Source organism: Pseudomonas parakoreensis (assembly GCF_021602155.1).
Taxonomy (GTDB): Bacteria; Pseudomonadota; Gammaproteobacteria; order Pseudomonadales; family Pseudomonadaceae; genus Aquipseudomonas; species Aquipseudomonas parakoreensis.
The window spans coordinates 275,028-286,841 of sequence record NZ_BQHY01000008.1 but is presented as its reverse complement, the minus strand read 5'-3'; the positions used below and the strand labels follow the sequence as shown (position 1 = coordinate 286,841).

General features: G+C 62.3%; 8 protein-coding genes. 7 read left to right on the top strand and 1 reads right to left on the bottom strand.

The genetic code is table 11. From position 1 onward, the window contains the following. The first annotated feature begins 1 nt into the window (after window position 1). Entirely contained in the window at window positions 2–1,459 is a 1,458-nt protein-coding gene (locus L6D63_RS15090; protein ID WP_131671403.1) for an N-acyl-D-amino-acid deacylase family protein, read from the top strand. 151 nt (window positions 1,460–1,610) lie between these two features. Then, on the top strand, window positions 1,611–1,979 hold the full coding sequence (locus tag L6D63_RS15085) for a glyoxalase superfamily protein (protein ID WP_131671404.1): 369 nt from the start codon (window positions 1,611–1,613) through the stop codon (window positions 1,977–1,979). A gap of 156 nt (window positions 1,980–2,135) precedes the next feature. Here the strand turns inward: L6D63_RS15085 and gliR are convergent, their stop codons facing one another. Beyond that, window positions 2,136–3,152 carry an AraC family transcriptional regulator GliR gene (gene gliR / locus L6D63_RS15080; protein WP_131671405.1) on the bottom strand — a complete coding sequence of 339 codons (1,017 nt, stop codon included), beginning with the start codon at window positions 3,150–3,152 and terminating at the stop codon, window positions 2,136–2,138. Window positions 3,153–3,363: 211 nt separating this feature from the next. On the opposite strand from gliR, the gene L6D63_RS15075 reads away from it, so the two are divergent. The 5 genes from L6D63_RS15075 to L6D63_RS15055 all read left to right on the top strand — a co-directional run bounded on the left by L6D63_RS15075 (window position 3,364) and on the right by L6D63_RS15055 (window position 11,670). Next, window positions 3,364–4,959: an FAD-binding oxidoreductase gene (locus L6D63_RS15075; protein WP_131671406.1), complete on the top strand. Its 1,596-nt coding sequence runs from the start codon at window positions 3,364–3,366 to the stop codon at window positions 4,957–4,959. Between the two features lie 5 nt (window positions 4,960–4,964). Next, window positions 4,965–6,560, top strand: coding sequence for a glycerol-3-phosphate dehydrogenase/oxidase (locus L6D63_RS15070; protein WP_131671407.1), 1,596 nt, complete (start codon window positions 4,965–4,967; stop codon window positions 6,558–6,560). 20 nt (window positions 6,561–6,580) lie between these two features. Next, the gene (locus L6D63_RS15065; RefSeq protein ID WP_131671408.1) at window positions 6,581–8,149 is read left to right on the top strand and encodes an FGGY-family carbohydrate kinase; all 1,569 of its coding nucleotides are present in this window, start codon (window positions 6,581–6,583) and stop codon (window positions 8,147–8,149) included. A gap of 229 nt (window positions 8,150–8,378) precedes the next feature. Continuing rightward, window positions 8,379–9,668: a phospholipase C/P1 nuclease family protein gene (locus L6D63_RS15060; RefSeq protein ID WP_131671409.1), complete on the top strand. Its 1,290-nt coding sequence runs from the start codon at window positions 8,379–8,381 to the stop codon at window positions 9,666–9,668. Window positions 9,669–9,711: 43 nt separating this feature from the next. Then, on the top strand, window positions 9,712–11,670 hold the full coding sequence (locus L6D63_RS15055; protein WP_131671410.1) for a DUF1302 domain-containing protein: 1,959 nt from the start codon (window positions 9,712–9,714) through the stop codon (window positions 11,668–11,670). Window positions 11,671–11,814 lie beyond the last annotated feature (144 nt).

Below are 11,814 nucleotides of genomic sequence, written 5' to 3'. Positions count from 1 at the left end.
CATGCAGTACGACACGCTGATCCGCAACGCCACCGTCATCGATGGCAGCAACACGCCCGGCTACCGCGCCGATGTGGCGATTCTCAACGGGCGTATCGAGCGCATCGGTGACTTGCACGATGCCCGCGCCACGGAAGACATCGACGCCGCCGGCCGCGTGCTCGCCCCGGGTTTCATCGACGTGCACACCCACGACGACACGGTGGTCATCCGTCAGCCCGAGATGCTGCCAAAGCTCAGCCAGGGCGTGACCACGGTGATTGTCGGCAACTGTGGGATCAGTGCGTCGCCGGTCAGTTTGCAAGGCAATCCGCCGGACCCGATGAACCTCCTCGGCACAGCCGCCGCATTCGTCTATCCACGTTTCAGCGATTACCGCGCCGCCGTCGAAGCGGCGAACACCACGCTGAACGTCGCCGCACTGGTCGGTCATACCGCGCTGCGCAGCAATCACCTCGACGATTTGTTGCGCACCGCCACGCCAGACGAAATCGCCGCCATGCGCGAGCAATTGCGTGAAAGCCTTGAGGCCGGCGCACTCGGTTTATCCACAGGTCTGGCCTACGCCAGCGCCTTCAACGCTTCCACCGATGAAGTGAAGCAACTGACCGAAGAGCTGACCGCGTTCGGCGCGGTGTACACCACCCATCTGCGCAGTGAATTCGAGCCGGTGCTGGAGGCGATGGACGAAGCGTTCAGCATCGGCCGTCACTCGCAGTCCCCGGTGATCATTTCCCACCTCAAATGCGCCGGTGTCGGCAACTGGGGGCGCAGTCCGCAGTTGCTCGCATCGCTGGAGGCAGCGGCGAAAACCCAGCATGTGGGCTGCGATTGCTATCCCTACGCGGCGAGCTCTTCGACGCTGGATCTGAAGCAAGTCACCGATGCCCATCGCATCACCATCACCTGGTCGACGCCGCACCCCGAAGTCAGCGGTCGCGACCTGATCGACATCGCCGCCGAATGGAACGTGCCACTGCTCGACGCCGCCAAACGCCTGCAACCGGCGGGCGCGGTGTACTACGGCATGGACGAGGCGGATGTACGAAAAATCCTCGCGCATCCACTGTCGATGGTCGGCTCTGACGGACTGCCGGAAGACCCATTCCCGCACCCACGCCTGTGGGGCGCTTTCCCACGAGTACTCGGCCATTTCAGTCGTGATGTCGGGCTGTTTCCGCTGCATACCGCCGTGCACAAGATGACCGGTCTGTCGGCGGCGCGGTTTGGCTTGAAAGGGCGCGGCGAGATTCGTGAAGGCTATTGGGCGGATCTGGTGTTGTTCGATCCTGCGACGGTGCGCGATGTGGCGGATTTCACTGATCCGCAACGGGCGGCGCAGGGGATTGAGGGGGTGTGGGTCAATGGCGTGTTGAGCTATCGCGACGGGCAGGCGAATGGTCGCCGGGAAGGGCGGTTTCTGGCGCGGCAGGGGGATTTGCACGAAGGGTTTCATTGATTGCCGAGCCCCTGTAGGCGCTGCCGAAGGCTGCGATCTTTTGAACTGTGTCTCATAGTGGCACTCTGAGATTAAAGAATGTCGAAGCCAAGCCGAATTGCTGACATCCAGCCCCGCTAAACGCTTGGGCCAACCAGTCAGGGAGCACCCCATGAGCTTCGGCAAAACCACCCCGATCCTGCGGATCTTCGATGAAGCCAAGGCGTTGGAGTTTTACGTCGACTTCCTCGGCTTCACGATCGACTGGCAGCACCGTTTCGAAGCGAACTTCCCTTTGTATCTGCAGGTGTCCCGTGGCGAATGCGTGCTGCACCTGTCCGAGCATCATGGCGACGCGACGCCGGGTTCGGCGTTGCGCATCGAGACCGACGAGCTGGAGGCGTTTCAGCAGCAGTTGCAGGCCAAGGATTACAAGTTCTCGCACCCACAGATTCAGGCGATGCCGTGGGGCAGTCAGGACATGACCATTGTCGATCCGTTTGGTAATCGGTTGGTGTTCACCAACGCGATCAGTGTCTGAGTCGAGCCATACAAAAAAAGCGCTGCCAAACCATTCAGGTGGCCACTGACGCCATCGCTGGCAAGCCAGCTCCCACAGTGATCGCGTCGTACACAAAATTTGTGCTTCACCAAGAAACCTGTGGGAGCTGGCTTGCCAGCGATGAGGCCAGAACAATCACCCCCGATGCATCTGCCGAAACTCCCCCGGCGGCATCCCGCGCCGGCTCTTGAAGGTTCGGTGAAACGACCGCGGCTCGGTAAACCCCAGATACTGCGCAATGTCCTGAATCGGCAACGTGCTGTTGAGCAAATAATGCTCGGCCAGTTCCTGACGCAAGTCATCCAGAATCTGCTGATACGACGTCCCCGCCTGATGCAACTGCCGCTGTAACGTGCGCACCGACACCGCGAGCTGCTCGGCCACCTGTTCCTTGCGCGGCAAGCCTTCCTTGAGCAGCTGGCGCAGGATGCTTTTGACCCGCTGCTCCAGCGATGCATCCTCCAGCGTCGCCATCAAGCCCATCGCGTGTTCTTCCAGCGTACGCAGCAATTGCGCATCGGCCTGGCGCAGCGGTAATTGCAGATACGCCAACGGCACGATCAGCGCCGAATACGCTTGCTCGAACAGCACCGGGCAATCGAAAAACGCTTCGTACTGCGCCTGGCTGGCGTCTGGCGGGCACGGATGTTCCAGCCACACGGCGGCGGGCGACATCTGTGTGTCGGCGATCCAGCGCGCGTATTGCAGCCACGAGCCAAGGACGTTTTCCACCAGATGCCGACGGATGCGCGGGCGCTCGTAGCGGCACGTCCAGATCAGGTGCACGTGACCGTCCTGCACTTCGGCGCGGCTGACGCCCATGTCGCCCACCAGTTTTTCGAACGGCATGATCCGGCTCATCGCATCGCCCAGGGTCGCGCAGTTCATGGTGATGTAACCGAGCACGCTCCAGGAATTGGGCAGGACGAAGTTCGCGGCGTTGAGACCAAACAGCGGATCGCCCGAGTGCTCGCAGAAATAATCGAGCAGGCGCTCATGGGTTTCGCCCGGCAGGCGCAGGCTGTTGTCGCTCAGTTGCTGCGCCTGCAAACCGGCAGCGGCCAACGCCGGCTCGATGGCCATGCCCAGTTGCTCGGCATGGCGCACGTATTTGAGCAGCGGCGGAACCGAGGTGAAGCCGAGCGATTGCATGATCCGAATCCCTTGATCAAGGCCTGCATGAGCGAATGAATGCCTGAAAGGTAATTTGAAACCCCGACTAAAGTAAATGGCTGACACTTGCGCGACGTTTGACTCAATTGGCTACTCGAACTGGCCGGATGCGACCGTGAGACTTTTTGGCCGCTGACTAGTATGGAGGCCTGCAATATCACTGATCAGACTGCATAAGAAGGACACACGCATGCGACGCTGGAACGGCTGGGGAGATGCAACCACGGTGGTCGAACTGCCGGCCCAGGGCGCGAGTTTTCTCCATGAACGGTTGGGGGCCGGGCGCGCGCTGCCCGATGCCACGCTGGAGGCAGCATTGGCGCGGGTGCCGGTCTCGCGGCTGGCGGCGCACGCCTTGTACAGCGTTGATGCCCATGACCGTCTGCTGCATGCCCGGGGCCAGAGCCTGCCGGACTGGCTGGCGCTGCGCGAAGGCGCGCTGGGCAACTATCCGGACGCGGTGGCGTTTCCGGAGACCGCCGGGCAGATCCGCCAATTGCTGGCGCTCGCGCATCAACAGGACCTGTGCCTGATTCCCTACGGCGGCGGCACGTCGGTGGCCGGGCACATCAACCCGCCGGATTCGACGCGGCCGGTGGTGACGGTGTCGCTGGCGCGGATGAATCGCCTGATCGACCTCGACGAGCAGAGCCAACTGGCGACGTTTGGCCCCGGTGCCAGTGGTCCGCAGGTGGAAAGTCAGCTGCGCGCTCGTGGTTATACGCTGGGGCATTTCCCGCAGTCGTGGGAGTTGTCGACGCTGGGCGGTTGGGTCGCCAGTCGCTCCAGTGGTCAGCAGTCGTTGCGCTACGGGCGTATCGAGCAATTGTTCGCTGGCGGCACCCTGGAAACTTTCGCCGGGCCCTTGGAAATTCCGACGTTCCCAGCTTCGGCGGCGGGGCCTGATCTGCGCGAAGTGGTGCTCGGTTGCGAGGGCCGTTTCGGGATCATTTCCGAGGTCAAAGTGCGGGTCAGTCCGCTGCCGGCCGATGAGCGTTTTTACGGGGTGTTCTTGCCCAGTTGGAGCAAGGCACTGCAGGCAATCCGCCAATTGGCCCAGGCGCGAGTGCCGTTGTCGATGCTGCGCCTGTCGAACGCGGTGGAGACCGAAACCCAACTGGCGCTGGCCGGGCATCCGCAGCAGATCGCCTGGCTGGAAAAGTATCTGAACCTGCGCGGCGCCGGTGAAGGCAAGTGCCTGCTGACCTTCGGCGTGACCGGCAATCGTCGGCAAAACGCGCTGTCGCTGAGCCAGGCGCGCCAGCATCTGAAAGCCTTCGGCGGCGTCTTCACCGGTACGTTGCTTGGCAAAAAGTGGGCGCAGAACCGCTTCCGTTTCCCTTACCTGCGCGAGAACCTGTGGAACGCCGGTTACGTGGTCGACACCCTGGAAACCGCCACCGACTGGAGCAACGTCGACAATCTGCTCAACCTGATCGAAAACAGCCTGCGCGACGCCTTGGCGGCAGAGGGCGAACGGGTGCATGTGTTCACCCATCTCTCCCATGTCTACGGCGAAGGTTCGAGCATCTACACCACTTACGTGTTTCGCCCGGCGGCGGATTATCCGGCAACGCTGGCGCGCTGGCAGGCACTCAAGCACGCGGCCAGCCAGACCATCGTCGACAACCACGGCACCATCAGCCACCAGCATGGGGTCGGCAAGGATCACGCGCCGTATCTGCCGCGCGAAAAAGGCGCGCTGGCGATGGACACTTTGCAGGCGCTGAGCAGGCACTTCGATCCGGCCGGGCGCCTCAACCCCGGCACGCTGATGCAGGAGTGACGATCATGCACCCGGACTGGAACGCCGCGTGGCGCCAGCAAACCTTGCCGACATTGGCCGACGCAAGCTGGGACCTGATCGTCATCGGCGGCGGCATCAGCGGTGCCGGTATTCTGCGCGAAGCGGCGCGGCGCGGTTGGCGTTGTCTGCTGCTGGAACAGCGGGATTTCGCCTGGGGCACCTCCAGCCGGTCGTCGAAAATGGTTCACGGCGGTTTGCGTTATATCGCCAAGGGCCAGTGGCGCCTGACCCGCGATTCGGTGCGCGAGCGCCAGCGCCTGCTCGACGAAGCGCCGGGGCTGGTGGAGCCGATGAGTTTCCTGATGCCGCACTATCGCGGCGGCTTTCCCGGGCCGCGTGTGCTCGGTGGTTTGTTGTCGGTGTACGACGCGTTGGCCGGGCGACGCAGCCATCGTTTTTACGACGCGCAGCAACTGCGGTTTCTCGCGCCGGGGGTGAAGGAAACCCGGCTGCTCGGTGGCACCTGTTTTGTCGATGCGCTGACCGATGACGCACGGCTGGTGATGCGCGTGTTGAGTGAAGCGCGGGCCGATGGCGCAGTGGTGCTCAACGGGGTGCGCGTCGAACATTTGCTGCGCGAGGACGGCCGGGTGTGTGGGGTGCAGATCGAGGACTGTGAAGCGGGCGGGTCGCGGCAATTGCGTTGCCGCGTGCTGGCGGTGGCGACCGGGGCGTGGGCGGAGCGCCTGCGTTTGCCCGAGTCTCCGCGACAACTGCGGCCATTGCGCGGCAGTCATCTGCTGCTGCCGGGCTGGCGTTTGCCGGTGGCGCAGGCCTTCACTTTTTTGCATGCGCGTGACTGTCGGCCGGTGTTCGTTTTTCCTTGGGAAGGGGCGACGGTGGTTGGCACCACCGACCTCGATCATCGCGAAAGTCTGGATCAGAGCGCGAGCATCAGCGCTGAAGAACTCGACTACCTGCTGGCGGCTTGCACGCAACAATTTCCAGGTGCCGAAGTGACGGCGAGCGATGTGTTGTCGACCTGGTCCGGCGTGCGTCCGGTGGTGGGCAGCGCGGCGGGTCAACAGCAAGGCAAGCCGTCGAATGAAACCCGTGAACATGTGTTGTGGCAGGAGCCGGGTTGCGTCACGTTAGCCGGCGGCAAACTGACAACGTTTCGTCCGCAAGCCATCGAAGTGCTCAAGGCCTGTGCCGACATGCTTGGCCGCGCTTTCGAAGATGACGGCGCGCCGGTTTTCGCAGCCTTACCGCCACTGACCATTCCCGGACTCAGCCCGCAGCAGTGGCGACGCCTGGCCGGCAGGCACGGCCGTGATCTGCCACGACTGGCGCAACTGATCGCCGAGTTGGGTCATGAAACGGTCGGTAATACCGACACCTTGTGGGCCGAGTTGGCCTTCGCCTGTGAGGCGGAAATGGTGCTGCACCTCGATGATCTGTTGTTGCGCCGCACCCGGCTGGGCTTGTTTCTGGCGCGCGGTGGCGAAGAACATTTCGCTGCCATCCGCCAACTCTGCCAGCCAAGACTGGGCTGGGACGATGCACGCTGGCAGCAAGAACTGCAGCGTTACCGGGCGTTGTGGCAACGTCACCACGGCCTGCCGGATGCCACGCCTTGAGGCCCCTTGAAGAGAGCGCCATGCATAACCACTCGAACAAGCGCTACCTGCTGGCGATCGACAACGGCACCCAGAGCGTGCGCGCATTGCTCTTCGATTTGCAGGGCAATCTGCTCGGTAAAGGCAAGGTCGAATTGCAGGCGTACTACTCGACGCAACCGGGCTGGGCCGAGCAGGACCCGCAATATTACTGGGCGAAACTCGGCGAGGCTTGCCAGCAACTGTGGGCGCAAACCGGGATTGATCGCTCGCAGATTGCCGGGGTGTCGCTGACCACTCAGCGCGGCACAGTGATCAATGTCGATGCCGAAGGCAAACCGCTGCGCCCGGCGATTCTGTGGCTCGATCAGCGCCAGAGCGAAGTCGAGGGCGGGATCAAGGGGCCGTGGGGCTGGCTGTTCAAACTGGTCGGCGCACAGGCCACCGTGGATTACTTTCGCGCGCAGGCCGAGGCCAATTGGATCGCCCGGCATCAACCGGAAATCTGGGCGGCGACCGACAAGTTTTTGCTGCTCTCGGGCTTTCTCACCCATCGCCTGTGTGGGCGCTTTGTCGACTCGGTGGGTTGCTGCGTCGGTTACCTGCCGTTCGACTTCAAACGCCTGAAATGGGCCGCACCCAGCGACTGGAAATGGCAGGCGCTGGCGGTGCGCCCGGAGCAATTGCCGACCTTGCACAAACCTGGCGAAACCCTCGGCTATATCACCGCCGAAGCCGCTCGCCATACCGGCATTCCCGAAGGTTTGCCGCTGATTGCTGCCGGCGCTGACAAGGCCTGCGAAGTGGTCGGTTCAGGCGTGGTCGATGCGAGCACCGTGTGCCTGTCCTACGGCACCACCGCGACCATCACCAGCACCCGCTCACGCTATCTGGAAATCGTCCCGCTGATTCCGCCGTACCCCTCGGCGGTGCCCGATCAGTACAACTGCGAGGTGATGATTTATCGCGGTTACTGGATGGTCAGCTGGTTCAAGAACGAGTTCGGTCTGCGCGAAATGCAGCAGGCGCAAGAACAGGGCATCGAACCCGAGCAACTGTTTGATGCGCTGGTCAACGCGGTGCCGCCGGGATCGATGGGGCTGATGCTGCAACCGTACTGGTCGCCGGGGATTCGTGAGCCGGGCGTCGAGGCCAAGGGCGCGATGATCGGCTTCGGCGACGTGCACACCCGCGCGCACATTTACCGGGCGATTCTGGAAGGGCTGGCGTATGCGTTGCGCCAGGGCCTGGAGAACATCGAGAGGCGTTCGAAGGTGTCTATCAAGCGTCTGCGGGTGGCCGGTGGCGGTTCACAGAGTGATGCGGCGATGCAGCTGACGGCGAATATTTTTGGTCTGCCGGCGGAGCGTCCGCATGTGTATGAAGCGTCGGGGCTGGGCGCGGCGATCTGTTGTGCGGTGGGGTTGGGCTTGTATGCGGATTACCCGGCGGCGATAGCGGCAATGACCCGCGTCGGGACGGTATTCACCCCGCAGCCCGAGGCGCAGCAGGTTTACGAACGGTTGTACAAAGAGGTGTACCTGCGCATGTATCGCCAGCTCAAACCGCTGTATCAGAGCATCCGTAAAATCACCGGTTACCCCGCGTAACCAGACACTGGAAATCCCCTGTAGGAGCTGCCGAAGGCTGCGATCTTTTGATCTTGTTTTTAAAGAATCAAAGTCAAAAGATCGCAGCCTTCGGCAGCTCCTACACGGATGGACGGTGAGCCTGAAATGGCGCTATCGGAGACTTTTTCTGGTGAGATCGGACAGTGTCAGCGCCGGGGGCGGTTGTTAGGCTCAACCCCCACAGCACCTCCAACAAGAATTAAAAGCAATGAAGCTGACCTTTCTCCTGTTGCTGCTTTGTGCCACGGCCCCGACGGCGTGGGGCTGGTCGAACCACACGGTCGGCAGCTATCTGGCGTTGCAGGCACTGTCGACGCTGCGCGATGCGCCAGCGGTCGAGGTCGAGCCGCTGGAGCGTTTTCTCGCCGAGCAGTATCCAGCCGTGGTCGCGCTGCTGGAGCAACAGGAAAGCTTCGCCCGTGAACACTTCACCCAGTACCCGCCGCGCCCCGACAATCTAAAGCTGCCCGCCGTACCGAGCGACCATCTGCGCCACGATTTTCTCACCGCGCTGCGGCTCAATCCGCGCATTCATCTGGCGATGGTCATTCAGCCGTTGCCGGGTCAAGACCTGCCCGAGCGTGAACACCTGTCGGCCGATCAGGTGATGGTCGAGCAGACGCTGTCACCGTGGAATCGCCAGCGCTTCATTCGCGTGGCGGATGGCGAGAACGTCGCGCCGCTGGCCGTGCTGGCAAGCGCCGCCGACGAGCCGGATTACGGTCACGACATCAACCTGTTCAGCGACAACCCCGGCGAGGTCGGCGCGCGGTACGGCTTCGGCCCGCAGCCGTTTGGTGATGATCGTTTCCAGTACAGCTCGCAGGCGCCGTTCCACATGGGTTTCTTCCATGAAAGCGCGGTGGTGTATGCCGCTGCCGGATTTCTTCAGCGCAGTTGGCCGGACTGGCGCGCCTATCAGTACCTGGGCCTGGCGCGTCTGGCGTTCGCCACTGGCCATGCTTACTGGGGCTATCGGTTTCTCGGTTGGGGCGTGCACCACGTGCAGGACCTGACCCAGCCGTATCACGCCAAGCCGTTGCCCGGGGTCGAACTGCCGAGTCTGTTGTTGCTGGAAGGCAAGGCGCTGGCCGGTTTCGCCGACGATAAAAAAGCCTCGATCGAACGGGTCGCCACCCGCCATATGGAAGTCGAGAAGTATCAATCGACCTGGTTGCGCCGCGTGCTGCGCGCCGGTCAGGCGCATCCGATGCTCGCGGCCTACGCCGATGTGGCTCAAGACCAACAGTATCCGCCGTACTCGGTGGACTACCTGCGCGACGTGGTCAGCGCCGAGTCGGTCGAGGACTCGGCGGCGTTCGATGAAGCCATCGGTCAATGGCTGGAGACGGCCCCGGTGACCAGTGATTTCAGCAGTGGCAATCAACTGCAGCGCCAGACGTTCGAGCATCCGGCACTCAATCAGCAGCTGTTCAAACTGCTCGGCCATTTCGGCGCGCACAGCCGGATTTATGTCCGTGCGGGGCTGGCACCGTAGCCATCGCGGCCACGCAAAAAACAATAAGAACAAGGAGGAACCCATGATCAACACTCGATTGCGCTTCACCGGCGTGGCACTTCCCGGTGTCGGCCTGGCGGGGCTGCTGCAACTCTGTGCGGTGGATGCGCTGCAGGCGGCCGAGTTCAGCGTGCTGGACAATCAAGTCACCGGATCGATCGACACGACCCTGTCCTATGGCCGTTTGTGGCGGGTGCAGGGCCGCGACAAGAACAACGACGACGTCAACACCAACGACGGCAATCGCAACTTCGATACCGGGCTGGTTTCCGAGGTGTACAAGATCACTTCGGAGCTGGAGGCCAACTACCACAACTACGGGATGTTCCTGCGCGGCACGGCGTTCTACGACACCCAGTTGATGGACAAACGCAACGATTACTACCGCAACAACAATCCGGCGCAACCGAGTCAGAGCTATCCGCAGGACGACCGTTTCACCAGCCAGACCCGCGACATCGCCGGCAGCCGGATCGAGATGCTTGACGCCTATGTCTACGGCAACTGGGACGTGGCGCAGATGCCGGTGACCGCGCGGGTCGGGCGTCAGGTGTTCAACTGGGGCGAGGGGATTTTCTATCGCGGCGGCGTCAACACCACCAACCCGGTGGACGCCGCCAAGTACCGCTTGCCCGGCGCCGAGGTCAAGGAGGTGCTGATGCCGGTGGAGGCCGTGAGCTTCAACATCGGCCTGACCGATTCGTTGACCCTGGAGAGCTTCTACCAGACCAACTGGAAGGAAACCCGCATCGACCCGGTGGGCACGTTCTACTCACAGACCGACCTGTTCGCCGATGGCGGCAACACCGGTTACAACAACTTCAGCGGCACCGCGCTTGATACCCCGGTGCCGGGGTTCGGCAACGTTATCGGGCTGTACAGCGCATTGGGCAACAACCCGTTGCTCGGCCCGGCGCTGAAAAGCACCGGCCTGTACGCCAACGGCGTGACACCGGCCTACGGCAATACGCTGAAAGTGGCGTCGATCGGCAAGGACTACAACGCACGCAACGACGGCCAGTTCGGCGTCGCCTTCCGCTACATCGCCGAGACGCTTAACAGCACCGAGTTCGGCCTGTACCTGGTCAACTACCACGCCAAGGAGCCGACCATCGCCGCAGATTTGGATGGCTACAAGGGCATCGACATGAATGCCCTGACCAACATGCTCTCCACCGTCGCCGGCAGTCAGGCCGGGGCGCTGGCCAACGGTCTGGCGACGGCCGATGTGATGGGCAACATTCAGGCGCATCGGCGTTATGCCGAAGACATCCGCATGTACGGTTTCAGCTTCAACACCACTTTGGGCCAGGCTTCGGTGTTCGGCGAGATCGCCTATCGACCGAACCTGCCGATCGGCATTGCTGCGACTAACGACTTGATCGGCGACCTGGCCAACGGTGCCGCTGTGGCGGTGACCGGCAAGCCGGTCAACGTCGGCGGGCAGATGGTCACCCTCGACAGCGAGATCAACAACGCCGAGCGCGTGGAAGCGTTCAACACCTCGCTGGGCAGCATCTACAACTTCGGCCCGACGCTGTCGTTCGACTCGATGTTCGGCATCTTCGAACTGGCCTCCGAACACTTGCGCGGCAGCAGCCTGCAATACACCGCCTACGACGGCAGCACGCGCTATTACGCCGGTACCGGCAACACCTCTTATGTGTCCGGCGGTGATCGAGATGATCAGGTCAATCGCAACTCCTACAGCTACACGGTGATGTTCAACGGCACCTGGAACGATGTGTACGCCGGGGTCAACGTCTCGCCGTACGTCGTCTACAAGGATGACTTCAAGGGCAACAGCTATCAGGCCGGCAACACCATCGACGGGCGCAAGGCTTACACATTGGGGATCAAGGCCAACTACCAGAACAAGCTCGAAGCCGAGGTGCAATACACCAACTTCTGGGGCGGCGGACAGAACAACGGGATTCGCGACCGCGACAACGTCGGGTTCAACCTCAAGTATTTCTTGTGAGTTTCAGACGCAGATCCCGGGACAACTCATCCCCCTGTGGGAGCGGGCTTGCCCGCGATGACGGCAGCACATTCGACATCAATGGTGGCTGACCCACCGCTATCGCTGGCAAGCCAGCTCCCACAGGGCACGCATTCTGGAGAA